The organism is Rhizobium rhizoryzae (assembly GCF_011046895.1).
Taxonomy (GTDB): Bacteria; Pseudomonadota; Alphaproteobacteria; order Rhizobiales; family Rhizobiaceae; genus Neorhizobium; species Neorhizobium rhizoryzae.
This window is the reverse complement of record NZ_CP049250.1, coordinates 1,759,353-1,779,095: the sequence shown is the minus strand read 5'-3', so window position 1 is coordinate 1,779,095 and position 19,743 is coordinate 1,759,353. Positions and strand designations below refer to the sequence as shown.

General features: G+C 58.5%; 16 protein-coding genes and 2 pseudogenes. 11 read left to right on the top strand and 7 right to left on the bottom strand.

Features of this window, described 5'->3' with window-relative positions; genetic code table 11:
* Positions 1 to 241 precede the first annotated feature (241 nt).
* Both G6N80_RS23575 and G6N80_RS14480 read right to left on the bottom strand, forming a co-directional pair.
* Positions 242 to 454: pseudogene (locus G6N80_RS23575) on the bottom strand (helix-turn-helix domain-containing protein); the annotation flags it as partial.
* Between the two features lie 134 nt (positions 455 to 588).
* Positions 589 to 1,780, bottom strand: a pseudogene (locus G6N80_RS14480) (sigma-54-dependent transcriptional regulator); the annotation flags it as partial.
* A gap of 242 nt (positions 1,781 to 2,022) precedes the next feature.
* Between G6N80_RS14480 and G6N80_RS14475 the strand changes: the two are divergent.
* The 9 genes from G6N80_RS14475 (at position 2,023) to hemH (ending at position 14,146) form a co-directional block, all read left to right on the top strand.
* Positions 2,023 to 3,822, top strand: a complete 1,800-nt coding sequence (locus G6N80_RS14475; RefSeq protein ID WP_165137101.1) for a M3 family oligoendopeptidase — start codon at positions 2,023 to 2,025, stop codon at positions 3,820 to 3,822.
* A gap of 176 nt (positions 3,823 to 3,998) precedes the next feature.
* Positions 3,999 to 5,885: a sensor domain-containing diguanylate cyclase gene (locus G6N80_RS14470; protein WP_165134736.1), complete on the top strand. Its 1,887-nt coding sequence runs from the start codon at positions 3,999 to 4,001 to the stop codon at positions 5,883 to 5,885.
* A 52-nt stretch (positions 5,886 to 5,937) separates the two neighbouring features.
* Positions 5,938 to 7,107, top strand: a complete 1,170-nt coding sequence (locus G6N80_RS14465) for an aminodeoxychorismate synthase component I (RefSeq protein ID WP_246251410.1) — start codon at positions 5,938 to 5,940, stop codon at positions 7,105 to 7,107.
* Positions 7,056 to 7,712 (top strand): aminotransferase class IV family protein, encoded by a 657-nt coding sequence (locus tag G6N80_RS14460; RefSeq protein ID WP_062555963.1) that lies wholly within the window; start codon positions 7,056 to 7,058, stop codon positions 7,710 to 7,712. Before G6N80_RS14465 ends, G6N80_RS14460 begins: the two co-directional genes overlap by 52 nt.
* Positions 7,705 to 8,616: a heme-dependent oxidative N-demethylase family protein gene (locus G6N80_RS14455; protein WP_343048717.1), complete on the top strand. Its 912-nt coding sequence runs from the start codon at positions 7,705 to 7,707 to the stop codon at positions 8,614 to 8,616. The genes G6N80_RS14460 and G6N80_RS14455 overlap by 8 nt, the downstream gene beginning before the upstream one ends.
* A gap of 139 nt (positions 8,617 to 8,755) precedes the next feature.
* On the top strand, positions 8,756 to 10,204 hold the full coding sequence (locus G6N80_RS14450; RefSeq protein ID WP_165134715.1) for a homospermidine synthase: 1,449 nt from the start codon (positions 8,756 to 8,758) through the stop codon (positions 10,202 to 10,204).
* Between the two features lie 120 nt (positions 10,205 to 10,324).
* On the top strand, positions 10,325 to 10,693 hold the full coding sequence (gene omp10, locus G6N80_RS14445; RefSeq protein ID WP_165134712.1) for an outer membrane lipoprotein Omp10: 369 nt from the start codon (positions 10,325 to 10,327) through the stop codon (positions 10,691 to 10,693).
* 231 nt (positions 10,694 to 10,924) lie between these two features.
* Entirely contained in the window at positions 10,925 to 12,973 is a 2,049-nt protein-coding gene (locus tag G6N80_RS14440) for a 5'-nucleotidase C-terminal domain-containing protein (RefSeq protein WP_165134709.1), read from the top strand.
* Positions 12,974 to 13,111: 138 nt separating this feature from the next.
* The gene (hemH, locus tag G6N80_RS14435) at positions 13,112 to 14,146 is read left to right on the top strand and encodes a ferrochelatase (protein WP_165137093.1); all 1,035 of its coding nucleotides are present in this window, start codon (positions 13,112 to 13,114) and stop codon (positions 14,144 to 14,146) included.
* Positions 14,147 to 14,194: 48 nt separating this feature from the next.
* Here hemH and G6N80_RS14430 read toward each other — a convergent pair whose 3' ends face one another.
* The 4 genes from G6N80_RS14430 to queC form a co-directional block, all read right to left on the bottom strand.
* Positions 14,195 to 15,079 (bottom strand): GGDEF domain-containing protein, encoded by an 885-nt coding sequence (locus G6N80_RS14430; protein WP_165134706.1) that lies wholly within the window; start codon positions 15,077 to 15,079, stop codon positions 14,195 to 14,197.
* A 116-nt stretch (positions 15,080 to 15,195) separates the two neighbouring features.
* Positions 15,196 to 15,942, bottom strand: a complete 747-nt coding sequence (queE, locus tag G6N80_RS14425; protein WP_062555966.1) for a 7-carboxy-7-deazaguanine synthase QueE — start codon at positions 15,940 to 15,942, stop codon at positions 15,196 to 15,198.
* Positions 15,921 to 16,277 carry a 6-carboxytetrahydropterin synthase QueD gene (gene queD / locus G6N80_RS14420; RefSeq protein WP_062555717.1) on the bottom strand — a complete coding sequence of 119 codons (357 nt, stop codon included), beginning with the start codon at positions 16,275 to 16,277 and terminating at the stop codon, positions 15,921 to 15,923. The genes queE and queD overlap by 22 nt, the downstream gene beginning before the upstream one ends.
* A 3-nt stretch (positions 16,278 to 16,280) precedes the next feature.
* Complete coding sequence (gene queC, locus G6N80_RS14415; protein ID WP_165134703.1) at positions 16,281 to 16,988, bottom strand: 7-cyano-7-deazaguanine synthase QueC; 708 nt, start codon at positions 16,986 to 16,988, stop codon at positions 16,281 to 16,283.
* 167 nt (positions 16,989 to 17,155) lie between these two features.
* Here queC and G6N80_RS14410 point away from each other — a divergent pair, with 167 nt between their 5' ends.
* A complete protein-coding gene (locus G6N80_RS14410; RefSeq protein ID WP_165134700.1) occupies positions 17,156 to 18,175 on the top strand; it encodes an SPFH domain-containing protein in 1,020 nt (339 codons plus the stop codon).
* On the top strand, positions 18,172 to 18,633 hold the full coding sequence (locus G6N80_RS14405; protein WP_062555720.1) for an NfeD family protein: 462 nt from the start codon (positions 18,172 to 18,174) through the stop codon (positions 18,631 to 18,633). The genes G6N80_RS14410 and G6N80_RS14405 overlap by 4 nt, the downstream gene beginning before the upstream one ends.
* Here the strand turns inward: G6N80_RS14405 and G6N80_RS14400 are convergent, their stop codons facing one another.
* Entirely contained in the window at positions 18,634 to 19,629 is a 996-nt protein-coding gene (locus tag G6N80_RS14400) for a KpsF/GutQ family sugar-phosphate isomerase (RefSeq protein ID WP_062555721.1), read from the bottom strand.
* Between the last annotated feature and the right edge of the window lie 114 nt (positions 19,630 to 19,743).

Here is a 19,743-nt window from a genome sequence, read left to right as displayed (position 1 = left end):
CCCGTCCGATAGACAACATCCGGTGCTGCCTCACATGACCGTGAATTGCGGTGACACGATGGCAAATCTGCCACAGGTGTACAAGCATTTATTTCATGGTCAACAAATGACTACTGAATGGTTGACGGAACGTAACAATCCATCCTTACCCGAAGGTAAACGCGCAAACGCATTCGGGAGCGCTGGCGAGGCGCTCCCAAACTCGTGATGATGTGGGCCTAGTTCGGAGGCGACGCGGGGTTCACGCCGCCTCCTTCAAAGGGTCGTCGGGGTCAATCCCGTAATCCTTGAGCTTGCGATAAAGGGTCGACCGACCGATTCCCAGCTTCCGCGCTACCTGGCTCATCTGGCCGCGATAGAATTTGAGCGCAAAACGAATAAGTTCTTCCTCGACATCCGCCAGCTTGCGCACCTCGCCGGTATCGTCCGTGCTGACAATGATATTGTCGCTCGCCGGGTGATGATGGCTGTTGGTGCGGTTATGGTCGGCCCGTGCCGAGCGCAAGAGATCAGACAGTGCTGCCTGTTCGTCCTGCGGGTCGTCATGAGGTTGCGGTTCGACGATCGTGGCCAGAAGCTCGGGGCTCTGATAGGCCGGGATTTGCGCCGCAATCTGCGGGAAATCCTTGTCCGTCAGCTCAGGCCCTTCCGCCAGCACAACGGCCCGGAAGATCGCGTTTTCCAGCTGGCGAATATTGCCCGGCCAGTCATAGGCCGTCAGAAGCGCCATGGCGCTGGCACCGACCGTCAGGGTTGTCGGTAGCTTCTGCTCGGCAGAGAACCGCTCCGTGAAGACCCGGGCCAGATGCGGAATATCCTCCTTGCGACGACGCAGGGCAGGAATGGTGATCGGAAACACATTCAGGCGATAGTAGAGATCCTCGCGGAACCGGCCCGCCCGCACCTCTTCGATCAGATCCTTGTTCGTCGCGGAGATCAGCCGGACATCGACCTTCTGAACCTTCGAAGCCCCGACCGTCTCGATCTCGCCCTGCTGCACGGCACGCAGAAGTTTGACCTGCACGTCAAGCGGAAGTTCGCCGATCTCGTCGAGGAACAGGGTGCCGCCATCCGCTTCGACGAACTTGCCCGTATGGCGCTCCGTTGCGCCGGTGAAGGCCCCCTTCTCGTGACCGAAGAGAATGCTCTCCACGAGATTGGCGGGAATGGCACCGCAATTCACGGTGATGAACGGCTTGTGCGCACGCTCGCCACTTGCCTGAATGGCGCGGGCGATCATTTCCTTGCCAACGCCGGATTCGCCTTCCAGCACGACCGGGATGTTGGATTGGGAGGCGCGATGGGCAAGATCGATGACGCGCAGCATGTCCGGACTTGCCGACACGATGTCACCGAAGCCGATGCTTGCGCCCTTGGTCTTTCGGGTCGCCTTGACCTTGGCCTCCCGCGTATCCACCTTCAGTGCATTGGAAATGGATGCCGCGATGCGCTCTGGTGAAACCGGTTTGACGACGAAATCAAAGGCACCGGCTCGCATGGCCTGGACAACGGTCTCGATGCCGCCCTGCCCGGTTTGGACGATCACAGGCACGTCGACATCGATTTCTGCCGCAGCTTGCAGGAAGCCAAGACCATCCATTTCCGGCATCATCAGATCGAGCACGATGACATTGAACTGGCGACGATTTCGCTTCAGGAGCTCGATCGCAATGCGACCGTTCTCGGCCAGGTGAGCCGTATGTCCATGCCGCTCCACCGCATTTTTCAGAAGGCGCCGCTGGACCGGGTCGTCATCGACAACAAGTATATGGGCCGTCATGCTTGCTCCGAGTGCTCAAGTTCTGTCCCTTCAGTGGGACCATCGAACATCGTTGTGTCAGAAAGGGTTGAATATCCTGTTTTGGGAAATGCTTGCATTTTAACTGCCGTCACGGAAAACAGAACAGGCGCCTCGATTTGCGCCAGAATTTAGTTGGGAGATCACCATTGACCGTTAAGCATCCTCGTCACCCCGGATCGTATGCAGCATTTGCCCACGCGTCGAGTCCCGGCGGTCAAGATCTGAGCCAGAACGAGGACGCGCTTGGCGATTTGCCCACCTGGCGCCTTCAGGATTTATACGAGGCGCGCGACAGCGCAAGCTTTAACACAGATCTGAAGAAAGCAGCAGAGCTTGCGCAGGCGTTCGAGACCAAGTGGAAGGGCAAACTCGAGCAGGCAGCACAAGCGAGCGGCTCCGAAGGCCTTGGCGCAGCTATTGAGGAATTCGAAGCGCTGGAGGATCTGGCCGGGAAGCTCGGTTCCTTTGCAGGCCTGACCTATTTTTCCGATACGTCTGATCCTGCCAACGGCAAGTTTTTCGGCGATGTCCAGTCGAAGCTCACCGAACTTTCCTCGCATCTTCTGTTCTTTACACTGGAACTGAACCGCATCGAGGATGCCATCATAGACCGCTGCCTGGAACGCGACACAAAGGCCGCTCACTATGCCCCCTGGCTTGTGGATCTGCGCAAGGACAAGCCCTACCAGCTGGAGGACAGGCTGGAGCAGCTCTTCCTGGAAAAATCCATGACGAGTGCGGCCGCTTTCAATCGCCTCTTCGACGAGACCATGAGCGAGCTTCGGTTTGAGATCGATGGCGAGAAGCTTCCTCTGGAGCGCACGCTCAATCTGCTTCAGGAAGCTGACGAAGGGGTTCGCGCCAGAGCGGCGGCGGCACTCTCAAAGACCTTCAAGGATAATCTGCGCGTTTTCACGCTGATTACCAACACGCTTGCCAAGGACAAGGAGATTTCCGATCGCTGGCGTGGGTTTGAGGATATCGCCGACAGCCGCCATCTGGCCAACCGGGTCGAGCGGGAGGTGGTGGATGCGCTGGCCTCTGCCGTACGCGAGGCCTATCCGCGGCTTTCTCATCGTTATTATGCCATGAAGGCCAAATGGCTTGGCATGGAGCAGATGAATTTCTGGGATCGCAATGCGCCTTTGCCGGAATCACCAAAGGCCCTGATTTCCTGGAACCAGGCGCGCCAGACGGTTCTGGACGCCTACGGAAACTTTGCACCCGAAATGGCGGACATTGCACGCCGCTTCTTCGATGAACAATGGATCGATGCGCCCGCACGTCCCGGCAAGGCGCCCGGCGCCTTTGCCCATCCCACCGTTCCATCCGCCCATCCTTATGTGCTCGTCAACTATCTCGGCAAGCCGCGCGATGTCATGACCCTTGCCCATGAACTGGGGCATGGCGTGCATCAGGTGCTGGCAGGCGGACAAGGCGCTCTGATGTGCCAGACACCGCTGACGCTGGCCGAAACCGCCTCGGTGTTCGGCGAAATGCTGACCTTCCGCGCACTTCTCAACAAGACCGCTGACAGCAAAGAACGCAAGGCCATGCTGGCGCAGAAGGTGGAGGACATGATCAACACGGTCGTGCGCCAGATCGCCTTCTACGAATTCGAGAGAAAGGTGCACGCGGCCCGCAGGCAAGGCGAACTGACTGCTGAGCAGATCGGGCAACTGTGGCTCTCTGTCCAGACCGACAGCCTGGGCCCCTCGATCAAAATCTCCGAAGGCTACGAGACGTGGTGGACCTACATCCCCCACTTCATCCATTCGCCGTTCTATGTCTATGCCTATGCCTTCGGCGACTGCCTGGTGAACTCGCTCTATGCCGTCTATCAAAACGCCGAGGAAGGTTTCCAGCAGAAATACTTCGATCTGTTGAAGGCCGGTGGCAGCAAGCACCACTCTGAATTGCTGGCACCATTCGGCCTGGATGCCACCGATCCAGGCTTCTGGAGCAAGGGCCTTTCGATGATCGAAGGTCTGATCGACGAGCTGGAAGCACTGGAGCATTGAGCACACACGACAGGATGACCTCAAGCGGGCGACTGGCGAGCGGCTCTGACCCTGCTTTTGGCAGAACTGCTCGCCGATCCGCGAATATTACACTTGCACGGATCATTTTCGAATTCTTCATTAATTTGAATAAAATAGTAGACAATGTCCGGTTTGATCTACGGCTATGAAATTCCATGACATCGACGATTGATAACTGGCAGCCTAGAATTCGCGTTCTGACCGTGATTGTCATCGCTGCTTTGCTGGCTGGCCTGGGCGTTTGGAACGAGATCACCACTTGGCAACGGCTGGTGCTAAGCTCCAACAACCGGCTACTGGAAACAGCCAGAGCAATTGGTCTACACACCGATGATGTCTTTGCTCTGGCAGAGCAGCCGCTTGCACAACTGGCACTCAAGGCGCAAATCGTACGACAGGACCAGCGCCCGGAAGCGGCCCTTCTGGAAGACATGCAGAGCCTGCGGCGATCCTCCACCTTCCTGAATGAAATAATTTACATTCAGGCAGATGGCACTGTTTCGCATTCCAGGCCGGATGCTATGGCCACCACCGCCGAACTATCCTTGGAAGAATATTCTGGGTTTCACCGTTCACACGCATCGACCGACACACATATCGGCACGGCTGTGCGCAGCAAGTCTGGCAAAGACTGGCTCCTGCCTGTGTCCAGAAGAATCGACGCCCCTGATGGCAGCTTTGCCGGGGTATTGCTTGCAACAATCCGTCTCGATCATTTCGCAAGGTTTATCGAGAGCTTCGACTTGCGTGGCGACACGGCATTTTATCTGGTGCACAGCGAAGGCGGGGTCCTGCTGCGCTATCCCTTCTGGGCCAGATCGGTGGAGGCGGACCTGGGCGACAGGGAGTTTTTCCAGGATCAAGGTCCGGCAAAGCAGCAGGGCAACCACGAATATCGATTGCAAAGCGGCGAGTCTCGCCTCAGCGGCTATTATTATAGTCCAGACACCCGCGTGACCGCGATAGTAACGCGGTCCAAGAGTGCGCTCTTTCACAATTGGGTCACGCGGTCCAAATATCCCTGGGCATGCCTGATAGCAGCTTATGTCGTGGGCCTCGGCATCACATTTCGCTGGCTACGCCAGATCAGGTTACGCGAGATTGGCGACCGAAAGGTTGCGGCCCGCGAGGCCGAATTCCGCCTGATCGCCAATGCTTCCTCCGATGTCATTGAAAAACATTCCATGGCGGGTATTCGCGAATACGTATCGCCGGCTGCCGCGATACTTTTCGAGCAAGCTCCTGAAACGCTGATTGGTAAGAACGTTACGGACGGGCAGGACGAGGCGACCAGAACAGCATGGAGATCCGCGCAATTGCGGCTCCAATCCGGCTCGTTGGCCGAAACCATTCTGGCGCAGCGCCAGCGTGCCGATGGCTCTGTTATCTGGCTGGAGAGTGTTCTTTCTTGCGTGCGCAGCGAAAACGGCGCACCGGCGGATGGAATTGTTGTGGTAACGCGTGATGTGACCCGCCAGGAAACGGCGAAGCGTGAGCTGGACACTCTGGCCGTGACCGATGAACTGACGGGCCTCTTCAACAAGCGCTACTTCAGCCAGCATCTCCAGACAGTTTTGAGCGAAAGCCCCGGCGCTCCCGTTTCACTCCTGCTGCTTGATCTGGATCGTTTCAAGCAGTTCAACGACACCTATGGCCACCTGCCGGGCGATAACTGCCTGCGCGACGTGGCAAATGCCATCCGCAGCGCCCTACCGGAGAGTGGCGCTGTTGCTGCTCGTTTTGGCGGAGAAGAAATGGCTGTTCTTCTTCCCGGCTTTGGACAGGCCGCAAGTCTTCTGTTGGCGGAAAAGCTTCGCCGTGCAGTGGAGGCCCTGAAGATTGCTCACGAAGCGAATGCGCCGTCCGGCATTGTCACCATCAGCATCGGCCTGTGCGTGCTCCCGAAAGGCCATTCGGAAACGTCGGAAACCCTGATTGTCTCTGCCGATCAGGCGCTGTATGAGGCCAAGAGCCAAGGGCGCAACCGCATAGCCTTGAGTGCCGTTCCAGCACCACCGCTCAAACAATTCGCTGCGATTTGAACATTCCCGACAGCCCCATTGTTCACCGCAGTTCTGCCCGATAAGAAGCGCCATGCAGAACGAGATGGAACCGGCATTGAAACCCTATGCGCTCTTTCGCGATGACCGCACCTCGCGATCTATGCTCTTCAGCAATCCGCGCGAGATCGTTGTGGCACGCACAGCCGCGGAGATCCTGCCCGCAATTCAGCGTCTGGAACAGGCGCGCAAAGATGGCTTCTGGCTGGCGGGATACATATCCTATGAGGCAGGCCATATCTTCGAGGAGAAGCTGCGTCACCTGATTGTCGATGACCGGGAAACGCCGCTGGTCTGCATGGGCGTTTTCGAGGCTCCGAAACACGAAAGCAACGTCTCCGTGCCATCCATCGGCGACAATGAGGCGGTCCTCTACGACGCACAGGCCGAATGGAGCCTCTCCGATTATCAAATCCGTTTCGACACCCTGCATCAGCATCTGCGACGTGGTGACTGCTATCAGGCGAACCTGACAATGCCGGTCCATGCCAGATGGTCAGGTACGCCCACGGGCATTTTCGCGTCTCTGGTCGAACGCCAGCCGGTGCACTACGGCGCACTGATCGAACTGGGCGGACCGGCCATCGTATCCCGCTCGCCGGAACTTTTCTTCCGGGTGGATGAAACCGGCTGGATCGAAACCCATCCGATGAAAGGCACGGCACCGCGGGGAAAAACTCCCGCCGAAGACGACGCGATCATTGCTGCCATGCTGGCGGACGAGAAGACGCGGGCCGAGAACCGCATGATCGTGGATCTCCTGCGCAATGACGTATCGATCATCTCGGAGGTCGGCTCGCTCGATGTGCCGAAGCTGTTTTCCATCGAGACTTATCCAACGGTTCATCAAATGGTTAGCCATGTCCGCGCAAAGCTGCTGCCGGATATCGGGTTCCCGGACATTCTGGCCGCACTTTTTCCTTGCGGTTCGGTCACAGGTGCGCCCAAAATGTGGGCCATGCAGATCCTCGGGAAGCTGGAAGCCGGACCACGAGATGTCTATTGCGGCGCGATAGGCTATTGCGATCCGGCCGGACCCATGAGGTTTTCGGTGGCTATCCGCACACTGACCCTTTTTCCGGATGGAAAAGCGGTCTTCAATGTCGGCGGCGGTATCGTGTTCGATTCGAACGCAAAAGCGGAATATGAAGAATGCCTGCTCAAAGCGCGCTTCGCAGTAAACCAGCAGCGGATTTCTCGCTGATCGAAACCCTCCGTTGGGAGCCGGGACAGGGCTTCCTGCGGCTTGACCAGCATTTGCGGCGGTTGACCCGCTCTGCGGATGCGCTGGGCTTTCGTCAGCCCCAGCAAGTCGGCAAGCTGCTGGAGGAAGCCGTGGCCGAAGCATCAACCCCGATGCGGACACGGTTGACCGTGACATTCCGCGGCAAGGCAGAGGTAACCGCCACTCCATTCCAGCCGATTGCCGAGGGTACGGTCTGGAAGCTTCGCATTGCCAAGCAAACCCTGCTGTCCGATGACACATTGTTCCGGCACAAGACCAGCCGACGCGACCCCTATGAAGCGGCCCGCGCCGAGTTTTCATCAGACGAAGCGGATGAGGTTCTTCTGCTGAACGAGCGCGGAGAACTATGCGAGGGGACGATCACAAATCTCTTCGTCGAGGCTGAAGATGGGCAATTGCTGACCCCGGCGCTCAACTGCGGTCTCCTGCCGGGTGTTTTGCGCGCGGAGCTCATTCGCGAACGCAAGGCTCGCTCGGAAGTCCTCAAGCCCGCAGATCTCAAGCATCGGAAGATCTTCGTCGGCAACTCGTTGCGCGGGTTGATTGCAGGCGAGCTTGCCTGATCGACGTGCCGACCTCATGCCGCTGACCCATACGCCCTATGCCAGACGCCTTCGTCCGTTCACGATAGGTCTTTCTTCACTCGATCCAAGCCGTTGGATCGAGCCGGATCAGCACTTGCCGCGTTATGTGCGCGAGAAGCAAAAGCTGGCCGGGGAGCGGCTGCATGATGTGTTTCGCGCCACGCATGACAGCCTTGATGCGCAACAGGAATGCCTTGATTGCCTGCTCCTGCATCTGGAACGTGATCACCCCCATGTCTATCGGCGCGATGGCTCCACCATAAGTTTCGCGGGCCAGCAGATAGACCTTGCCGACGAGGCCGTTCCGCCCCTCATGCGCGCCGGATTTCTGGTGCAGGATGATCTGGTGATCATGCGCCGCCGCGCAACCGGCTGGCATATTGCAGCAGCGCATCTTTCCTTTCCCTCATCCTGGGTGCTTGCAGAGAAGTTCGATCGCCCGATGGAAGAGATCCACGCCCATGTACCGGGGTTTCAGGGCGGAACGCGCAATGCGATGATGGTGAACCGCATCTTCGACAATCTGTTGCCGGAACAACCAGCCGAGCGCTTCAACTGGTCGATCAACTGGCAGGAGAAACTCTATCATCCGGAATCAGGCCGCAACGATGCGGCAGAGCCGGAAACCGCTGTCGTGCGCGTCGAACGTCAGACCCTGACGAAGCTGCCGGTCACGGGCGACATCGTCTTCACGATACGGATCTATCTGGATCCCGTCAGTCTGTTTGCCACCCACCCCGATGGAAGCCGCATGGCTCTGGCCCTTGCAGATCAACTGGATGGATTGAGCGGGGAGCAGGCAGCCTACAAGGGTCTGGACCGGCAACGGTCACCACTCGTTCAGCGATTGAGACAGATGGCACTCTCCAAAAATCAGTTTTGAAGCGATCAGAACCGGCCCCAACACTTTATTATGTCGCCGTTTTGTGATCTAGAACCGGCACAATTGGCCCGCTGGCACACGATAGGCTGGCGGCCCCATGCACGGGTGCTCTACGCCCTTGCACCTCAAGGAGACACAGATGAGTGAAATGACCTATCCGGTTCATGGCGAGATTACCGGTCCGATCGTCATGATCGGCTTCGGATCCATCGGTCGCGGCACGCTGCCGCTGATCGAGCGCCACTTCAAGTTCGACAAGAGCCGGATGGTGGTGATCGACCCGCGCGACGACGACAAGGCCATTCTCGACAAGCATGGCATCAGGTTCATCCAGTCGCATGTCACCAAGGAAAACTACAAGGAACTGCTGAAGCCGCTTCTGACCGAAGGCGAAGGCCAGGGCTTCTGCGTCAACCTGTCGGTCGATACCGGCTCGCTGGATCTGATGAAGCTGTGCCGGAAGCTCGATGTTCTCTACATCGATACTGTGGTTGAGCCTTGGCTTGGCTTCTATTTCGACAAGAACATGAAGAACTCCGAGCGTACGAACTACGCGCTGCGCGAAACCGTTCGTCAGGAAAAGAAGAAGAATCCGGGCGGCACGACAGCCGTCTCCACCTGCGGCGCAAATCCGGGCATGGTCTCCTGGTTCGTCAAGCAGGCGCTCCTGGACATTGCCAGAGATGTCGGCCTCGAATTCGAAGAGCCTGCCGTGGATGACCGCGAAGGCTGGGCGAAGCTGATGAAGAAGGTGGGCGTGAAAGGCATTCACATTGCCGAGCGCGACACCCAACGCACCAAGAACCCCAAGCCGCTGAACGTGTTCTGGAACACCTGGTCGGTGGAAGGTTTCATCTCTGAAGGCCTGCAGCCGTCTGAACTCGGCTGGGGCACGCACGAGAAGTGGATGCCGAAGAACGCCAAGAAGCACAAGAAGGGCTGCAAGGCTGCAATCTATCTGGAGCAGCCAGGCGCCAACACCCGTGTGCGCACCTGGTGCCCGACGCCGGGTCCGCAATACGGCTTCCTCGTGACCCACAACGAGTCGATCTCGATCGCGGATTTCTTCACGGTTCGCGACAAGGATGGCGAGGTCAGCTTCCGCCCGACCTGCCACTACGCCTACCATCCGGCCAATGATGCCGTGCTTTCGCTGCACGAAATGTTCGGCAATGGCGGCAATGCACAGCCCGTGCTTCACGTTCTGAACGAAGACGAGCTGGTGGACGGCGTGGACGAACTGGGCGTGCTGCTCTACGGCCACGACAAGAACGCCTACTGGTATGGTTCACGCCTCTCGCTGGAGGAAACCCGCCGGATTGCGCCTTACCAGAACGCCACTGGTCTTCAGGTTACCTCCGCTGTTCTGGCCGGCATGGTGTGGGCACTCGAAAATCCGAAAGCTGGCATCGTTGAAGCCGACGAGATGGATTACAAGCGCTGCCTCGAAGTGCAAACGCCCTATCTCGGCCCGGTCGAAGGGCACTACACGGACTGGACGCCACTCGATGGCCGCCCGGGCCTCTTCCCGGAGGAGCTGGACGAGAAAGATCCCTGGCAGTTCAAGAATATTCTTGTGCGCAACTGATGCGTTTCCGGTCTTAGGCCGCAATTTCCACTGAAATTCATCGCAAGGCGGGTGTGAAAGCATCCGCCTTGTATTACATCTGGATAAAGTTGAATCGCGTCCGAATCGCGGGAGACAAGAATGAAAATCAAAGGGAGCCTAGCGCTCATCGCTGCCGCAGCCATGCTGTCGGCCTGTGTTTCATCCCCTCAGCCGCGCTCCATGCCGGTCGCCCAGCAACAGCCGCAGGGCGTAGAAGGAACATGGGCAGATCCGAACGGCATCGTCTCAACGTTCCAGGCCGGCACATTTAACACCCGCTCGACGGACAACAATGCCCTTCTGGCCAGCGGAACCTACACCCAGACGTCCCCGAACCTGATCGAGATCAACATGACATCGATCGTTCGGCAGAAGCAGTCGCGGGTCAATTGCGCGCTCATCAACCCGAGCCAGCTGAACTGCACCGCCGACAGCGGTTCACAATTCTCGCTGACGCGCCGCACCTGAGCATTCGGAAATCGATGTCAGCGTCCTTCAAAACCCTGCTTCGGCAGGGTTTTTTCTTTGGTAAGCATGACGATCCGAGCCTGTTGATGGATACATTCGTCTTGTCATATTTCGCTTGAGTTCAGCATCTTCAAATGAAAACATGCGCATGAAACGCGTGTCACAAAAAACAACTAAGAACAGGCGGAACGGGCGAGTGACACCGCGCCCATGAACAGGAGAGAACTCAGGATGATGAAACGCTTTGGTTTCAGCCTACTGGCAGCAGCGACCTTGACCTTGTCGTCCGGCGTCGCGTTTGCCGATTACCAGCTGAACGTCCTTCACATCAACGACCTGCATTCGCGAATCGAAGCGATCAACAAGTCGGACGCGACCTGCTCCCAGAAGGAGGCAGACGCCAAGGAATGCTTCGGCGGCATCGCCCGCGTGAAAAGCGCAATCGATGGATTCCGCAAGGACAATGCTGGTGCCAATATTCTTGTTCTGGATGCTGGCGACCAGTTCCAGGGCTCTCTCTACTACTCCACATTCAAGAGCGCGCCTGTCGCTGAATTCATGAACGGCATCGGTTTCGATGCCATGGCAATCGGCAACCACGAGTTCGACGATGGTCCGGAAGAGCTGAACAAGTTCATCGGTGCGCTGAAGTTCCCGATCATCTCCGGCAACACGATTGCCAAGAAGGGTTCGCTGCTGGACGGCAAGTACAAGGGTTATGTGGTCAAGGAAATCGGCGGCCAGAAGATCGGCGTGGTTTCTGTTCTGGCAACCGATAGCGGCGAAACATCATCCCCCGGCCCAGACATCAGCTTCGAAGACGAGATTACCTACCTGAAGTCCGCCGTGAAGGATCTGGAAGGCCAGGGCGTCAACAAGATCATTGCGCTCACCCATGTCGGCTACAACAAGGACAAGGAAATCGCGGCAGCCGTAGACGGTATCGACGTTGTCGTCGGTGGTCACAGCCACACCTATCTGTCCTCCACCGACAACAAGTCTTCCGGCCCCTATCCAACCTTGGTCAAGAACCCGGCTGGCGTCGAAATTCCGGTGGTCACAGCCTACGCCTATTCCAAATATCTCGGCGAGTTGAAGGTTACCTTCGACGACAATGGCGTGGTGAAGGCAACGAGCGGCGCTCCGAAGCTTCTGGATGCCTCGGTCACGCCGGACGAAGCCTATGCCGCGCGCGTCAAGGAACTGGGCGCGCCGCTGGAAGAACTGAAGAAGAAAGTCGTGGGCGTCTCGGACGGCCTGATCGACGGTGACCGCAAGAATTGCCGCGCCAAGGAATGCTCCATGGGCAACTTGCTCGCCGATGCATCGCTGGCCCGTGTGAAAGATCAGGGCATTACGATCGCCATCGTCAACGGTGGCGGTTTGCGCGCGTCCATCGACCAGGGCGACATCACCATGGGCGAGGTTCTGACGGTTCTGCCGTTCCAGAACACGATTGCCACCTTCCAGATCAAGGGTTCGGATCTCAAGGCGGCTCTTGAAAACGGCGTCAGCCAGATCGAGGATGGTGCGGGACGCTTCGTGCAGGTCGGCGGCATGAAATACTCGTTCGATCGCTCCAAGCCGGTCGGTAGCCGCGTTGGCGACGTTCAGGTCAAGGAAGGCGACAAGTTCGTTGCGCTCGATCCAGCCAAGACCTACGGCGTCGTGACCAACAACTACGTGCGCGGCGGCGGCGATGGCTTCAAGATGTTTGCGACCAACGCCATCAACCCCTACGATTTTGGTCCGAACCTTGAGCAGACGGTTGCCGACTATCTGACCGCGAACAATCCTTACAAGCCTTACACCGACGGTCGCATCACCGACACGACCCCGGCTGATTACGTTGCTCCGGCCAAGGCTCCCGCCCCTGCTGCGGCTCCAGCCGCTCCGGCAACCGCTGCCGCGACACCAGCGCCTGCTGCTGCTCCAACGGCTCCGGCTCCTGCTGCTCCGGCAGCAACCGCACAGGCTCCTGCAGCGCCTGCAGCACCGGCACCGGCACCAGCTGCAACGCCAGCACCGGCTGCGCCTGCGGCAACGGCACAGGCGCCTGCTGCGGCAAAACCGGCACCGGCAGCCCCTGCTGCTGCACCGGTTGCGGCCGCTCCGGCAGCGCCCAAGACCTACAAGGTCATGAAGGGTGACTCGCTCTGGAAGATCGCCGAAAGCACGCTCGGCGACGGCGAGGACTGGAAGAAGATTGCGGACGCCAACAAGATCCGCAATCCGAACCTGATCGAGATCGGCTCCGAACTGCAGATTCCGGCGAAATAAGTCGAGAGACGTTTTGCCACAAACCGATGAGCGGTCCGGGGCTTTCCCGGACCGCTTTTTGTTTCTAAATAGAACCGTTGATGGAAACTGTGCGTATTGAGGCCGGGTCTCAATAGTTTTCCGGGGAATAGTTTGATGATGAATGCTGCAGCAGGCCACCTGCCCTCAGATCACCCTGCGGTTCGGTTCGGCAAGGTGGGCGTCCTGCTCGTAAACCTCGGCACGCCGGATGGCACGGATTACAAATCCATGCGCCGCTATCTGGCCGAGTTCCTGACCGACAAGCGCGTGATCGAATGGTCGCGCCTGTTCTGGTATCCGATCCTCTACGGCATCGTGCTGAACCGTCGTCCGCAAAAGGTGGGCAAGGCCTACGAGTCGATCTGGAACAAGGAGCTGGATGAAAGCTACCTGCGCACCTACACGCGCAATCAGGCGGAAATCCTGGCAGAGCGCTTCAAGGACATGCCACATGTGCATGTGGATTGGGCCATGCGCTACGGCCAGCCGGCCATCCAGGCCAAGATGAACGAGATGCAGAAGGCGGGTTGCGAAAAGATCCTGCTCTTCCCGCTCTATCCGCAATATGCTGCCGCGACCACGGCCACGGTGAACGACGAAGCCTTCAAGGCGCTTCTGAAAATGCGCTGGCAGCCCGCCTTGCGCACCGTGCCGCGCTATCACGATGATCCGGTCTACATCGATGCCCTGGCGAACTCGATCGAGAAGCATCTGGCGACGCTGGACTGGGAACCGGAACTGGTGATCACCTCCTATCACGGCATTCCCATGTCCTACTTCAAGAAGGGCGATCCCTATCACTGCCAGTGCTACAAGACGACACGCCTGCTGCGCGACCGGCTGGGCTGGCCGAAGGAAAAGCTGATGGTTACCTTCCAGTCCCGCTTCGGACCGGAAGAGTGGCTACAGCCCTATACGGACAAAACGGTCGAGAAACTGGCCAAGGAAGGCACCAAGCGCATCGCCATCCTCAACCCCGGCTTTGTCTCCGATTGCCTTGAAACACTGGAAGAAATTGCGGAAGAAGCGGGCGAGGACTTCCTGCACAATGGCGGCGAGAAATTCACCCATATTCCCTGCCTGAACGACAGCGAAGACGGCATGCGCGTGATCGAGCACATCACGCGCCAGGAACTCAAAGGCTGGATCTGATGATCCAAAAGCAGTGAAAATGCCCGGCTAGCCGGGCATTTTAACATTTCACCGCGATTCCGCCGGCCAACCGGCGCTTTGAACGCGGTTTCGACCTGTCTCCTTTGCGCGATACAGCGCCCGGTCGGCCTGCAAAAGCATGGCCTGCATGCTATCGGCGGGTGTTGCCTCGTAAACGCCGAACGACGCGGTCACGCGACCGGGCCGCAGAGGCTCTATCCAGAGCTTTTCGAACTGCGCCCGAAACCGCTCGGCAATCGCAGCAGCCTCACTCGCTCTTGTCTTCGGCAGAACCAGACAAAATTCCTCGCCGCCGATTCGCGCCGCAAGATCGTAACGGCGCAGGTTGTCGCGAATGACTTCGCCAACGGCCATCAGAACCTTGTCGCCCACATCATGACCGTGGCTGTCGTTGATATTCTTGAAGTGATCGAGATCGAACAGAACGACGGAAATGGGAGCCTTTTCCCGCTCCGCCCGCGTTTGTTCGATCGCGATGCGTTCTGTCAGCCATCGGCGATTGCCAAGTCCCGTCAACTGGTCGGTGGATGCCTGCTGGCGCAGCTTGCGCATCACGCCATCGAGTTCCGCAATCGTCGTGGCAACCGTGTTGGCAACGACACCAATTTCATCGGATTGGGCAAGGCGCAGTCTCACAGGCGTCCCGTCCGCCTGATATTGCTGCACAGCGCTTGCCAGATTGCGCAAGGGGCGGATGAACCACCAGAGTGTGGACAGGCAGGTGATCGTCCCGATCAAGGTCGCAGCCAGCAAAATGGTGAGCACGGGGCCGGGATTGGTTGAAAAGCCGCTACCAAGATAGGCGATCATGGCAATGAGCGGCAGGTGAATGGCCAGAAAACAAACGGCAAAAATCTTGGCCACCAACGAACCGCGAACGGCCCGAAGTGCCATGGATGGCGTCGGAATCATTCCGAATTCCTCTCAACTGATTCATGTCAGGTGCCGGACCCTAGGACCGGGGGGCTAATCAGCACTTAAGCGAATCGTTAAAATTCGAATCAAAGAGGCTTCGGATTTTTTTATTTTCAAACGCCGCGCCGGTTTCCCCAGAGCAGCACATGCAACTGTGGCAGAACCGTTGCGGCAAACCAGCGATCGGCCATAACACGGTCGATCAGCCAGTGCATACGGCCCATGATTCCTTCCACATCGATGGGGAAATCCTCCGCATCGGGCGGCGGTGGGGTATGGTTTCCGGGCTGGAGATAGACGCTAAGCTGCGGAAATCCTGCCGAAACCGAGCGGGCGAAGGCATAATCTGCCTCATCGAACACGACGAATTTCAGCACCACGCGCGGGCCTTCTCCAGCCCGGGCGGTGCAATCAACAAGCGTCTGCCGGTCATACTCCATTCCGCTGGAGGGCGGCTTGGGCGAAAGAACCAGCACATCAAGGCTCGAAAACCAATCTCTCGCCAGACTGCCCTGCGTTTCGAGAGCGAACCGGTAACCGCGCCTCTTTCCGTGCTCGATCAATGGGCCTAGAGGCTGGATCGCCGGATTACCGCCGGAAAGGGACACCATCAACGGGGATTTGCCCGAAAGCCGTTCGACCTCGGCCCAGATGTCTGGAACACTCATCGCAGTCCACGTGTCGCGATAGGCGCTCTCGACAGCATGCAGGCTGTCGCACCACGAACAGCGATAATCGCAGCCGCCGGTTCTGACAAAAACCGTCGGCTGGCCAATCAACACGCCCTCGCCCTGAATGGTTGGGCCGAAGATTTCCGAAACCCGGATCAAGTCACCGCTCACGGGCGATACTCCGCCCAGGTCTTCGGCGTTTCCGAAACCTTGACGGCAGAGGTTTCCGGAAAGCGCGCCTTGCACCACTCATAGAAATGGCGGGCGAGATTCTCCGCGGTCGTGTAGCCGTGACCCAGCACATCGTTCAGATGACGATGGTCGAACTGGTCATCGATATAGGTCTTCAGCGCCTTGAGATCGTGGTAATCGCGCACGAAACCATCGGCATTCAAACTCTCCCCGGCCAGTTCCACCACCACAATGTAGTTGTGACCATGGAGACGATTGCACTGATGGTCTTCCGGCAGATGGTCCAGCCGGTGTGAGGCGGAGAAATGGAATTCCTTGGTGATGCGGAACATGGTTCAGACCTCCCGCGCTTCAAAGCCCGCCGTCGCGGTTTTCCAGAAATCCGGATCTTCGTACTCGGTGGGGTCATTGATCCCGGCGAGATGGAAAGCCTCGCGCCGTTCCACGCAGGTGCCGCAGCGCCCGCACTGTTTCGCGCCACCCTTGTAACAGGACCAGGTATCGGCAAACGGCGTATCGTATTTCGCCCCTTCCCGCACGATCTCTGACTTTGGAACCTCCACGAAGGGAGCCAACAGCGTCACCGAGGCATAGCCTTCCAGCGCCGCGTTCTGCATGGTTTGAAAGGCGTTAATAAAACCGGGGCGGCAATCGGGGTAGATGAAGTGGTCACCGCCATGGACGGCCACGGCGACCGCATCAGCCTGCCGGGCTGCCGCAAGCCCGAAGGCAATGGTCAGCATGATGGCGTTGCGGTTCGGAACGACAGTGATCTTCATCGTTTCTTCCGCATAATGACCATCCGGCACATCCACGTCATCGGTCAGCGCGGACCCGGTAAGGTGCTTGCCGATGGGGGTGATATCGATAATGTCGTGCGGCACGCCAAGTCTTGCTGCAGCCTTGGCGGCGAAGTCCACTTCCTTGGAATGGCGCTGGCCATAGTTGAAGGAGATGAGGCCAATGAGGGTTTGTTCCGCCGCGATCTTGTAGGCAAGCGAAACGGAATCGAGTCCGCCGGAGCAGACGACGAGGGTCTTCATGATCGTGTTCCTTGTTTTTACCGGGTAGGCTGCGACCGGAGTTTTACCTGCGCGCCTGTTAGCGCAGGGAGCGCGTCTTTGGCAAGCACTGCGCTGTCATGACGCTGGCAGGTTGGTGCGATAAGGTTTACACGGGCAGGAAGAGTAGAAAGCGCGGGAGAACAACCATGCCTATGTCTGGTTTCGATATCGTCGTCATCGCAGCCGTGGTGATCGTCATACTGGTGCTGTTTGCCGCCGTGAAAACAGTGCCGCAGGGCTATCGTTACACGGTGGAGCGCTTTGGCCGATACACCCGAACGCTCGATCCGGGCCTCAACATCATCACGCCCTTCATCGAGAAAATCGGTGCGAAGATGAACGTGATGGAGCAGGTTCTGGACGTACCGACACAGGAAGTCATCACCCGGGACAATGCCAGCGTCTCTGCCGATGCGGTGGCTTTCTACCAGGTGCTGAACCCGGCGCAGGCCGCCTACCAGATCTCGAACCTGCAGAACGCAATCCAGAACCTGACCATGACCAACATCCGCTCGGTCATGGGCTCCATGGATCTCGATGAACTGCTCTCTAACCGCGAGGTCATCAACGAACGCCTGCTGCGCGTCGTGGATGAAGCCGTCCAGCCCTGGGGCATCAAGGTCACGCGCGTCGAGATCAAGGATATCCAGCCGCCAGCCGACCTCGTTCAGTCCATGGCACGCCAGATGAAGGCGGAGCGTGAAAAGCGCGCGCAGGTTCTGGAAGCGGAAGGCTCGCGTAATGCCGCCATCCTGCGGGCAGAAGGTGCAAAACAGGCAGCCGTTCTTCAGGCAGAGGGCGAAAAGGAAGCGGCCTTCCGGCAGGCCGAAGCGCGCGAACGTCTGGCAGAAGCCGAAGCGAAAGCAACGCGCATGGTGTCCGAGGCCATTGCCGCAGGCGATGTGAACGCCATCAACTATTTCGTCGCACAGAAATACACAGAAGCCATGGCCTCGATCGGCACCGCATCCAATTCCAAGATCGTGCTGATGCCGATGGAGGCCTCGTCCCTGATCGGCTCTCTGGGCGGCATCGGCGCCATTGCTCGCGAGGTCTTCGGCGAACGATCCGAAACACCTCGCGACACGGCACGCCGCGTCAGCAATCAGCCGCGCACCACGCCCGCCGTCAATCCGTTCAACCGTAATCCCGAGAGCGACCTATGATCGCGAGCATGATCGCTTCCCTTGGTCCCTGGAACTGGTGGATCCTGGGATTTGTGCTTCTGGCCGCGGAACTGGCCGCACCCGGTGTCTTCCTGATCTGGATCGGTCTGGCCGCCCTTGTCATGGGTACGGCCTCCCTTTTCGTTTGGGAACAGGCCTTCTGGAGCTGGCAGATCCAGTTGCTGCTCTTCGCGGGCCTTTCGGTGATCATCACGCTGATCGGCCGGCGTTTCTACGGAAGCGACGATGCAAAGACCGACCAACCACTGCTCAACCGCCGGGGCGAAAGCTTGGTTGGGAGAACGGCCACCTTGGCGGAACCCATCCGCGAAGGGCGAGGCCGGATCCGCCTTGACGATACCTGGTGGCCGGTCAGCGGCCCGGACCTTCCGGCGGGAATGCGCGTGCGCGTCGCACACTGGAGCGGCAGCGAACTGATCGTGGAACCGGTGGCCTGATCAGGCCACGCCGATCCGCAAGAGATCGTGGAAATGGACGAGACCAAGCGGGCGCTTTTCTGCATCGGCAATGATCAATGCACCGATGCTGTGCTTGTTGATCAGGGCAAGGGCTGCTGTCGCGAGTGTTTCCGGGGGAATAGTCTTCGGCGTCCGGGTCATCACGTCATCGACCGTCAGCTCGCCCAGATTGCGCGTCAGGTTTCGCGCCATGTCGCCTTCGGTCACGATACCGGCAATGGTGCCTTCTTCGTTCAGAACGATGACGCAGCCGAAATGCTTGCGGGAGAGAACCTGCACGGCTTCCGGCATTGAGGTTCCTGATGGCACGAGGGGCAGGCGCTCCCCCGTATGCATGATATCCTTCACATGCGTCAGACCAGCGCCCAGCTTTCCGCCCGGGTGGAAAGTATGGAAGTCGGTCGCGGTAAAGCCACGCGCCTCAAGCAACGCAATCGCCAGCGCATCGCCGATCGCCAACTGCATCAGCGTCGAGGTCGTAGGGGCAAGCCCATGCGGGCAGGCTTCCTCCTCGTTCGGCAGCAGCAGAACCACGTCGGAAGCGCGAGCAAGCGAAGATTCAGGTGAACAGGTGAGAGAGACCAGCGGAATCGAGAAGCGCCGCGTGTAGGAGAGAATATTGCGCAGTTCCGCGCTTTCTCCGCCCTTCGACAGCGCAATCACGAGATCATTTCCCGCAATCATCCCGAGATCGCCGTGATTGGCTTCCGCAGCGTGGACGAAGGAAGCGGGCGTTCCAGTAGAGGCGAAGGTGGCCGCAAGCTTGGCGCCGATATGACCGCTCTTGCCAACGCCCGTCACGATCACTCGACCGGTGATGTTCGAGATCAGCTCGACGGCGCGCGTCAACGGTTCGGCAAGCCCGTTCTGCAGGGCCGCCTCCAGCGCCTCAAGCCCCCGCTTTTCGGTGGCCAGCGTTCGCAGCGCTGAATGAACAGGATCGGTCAAGGTCAAGGATCTGGTCTCGCTCATCATGGGCGGGAGCCATAGCCGCGAACCGACCAAATGTCCATGCGGCCAATCAAGCTCCGCAAAAGGGAAATCAACCAATCGTTAACCACAAGGGTTTACGAATGGGTAAGAATATTT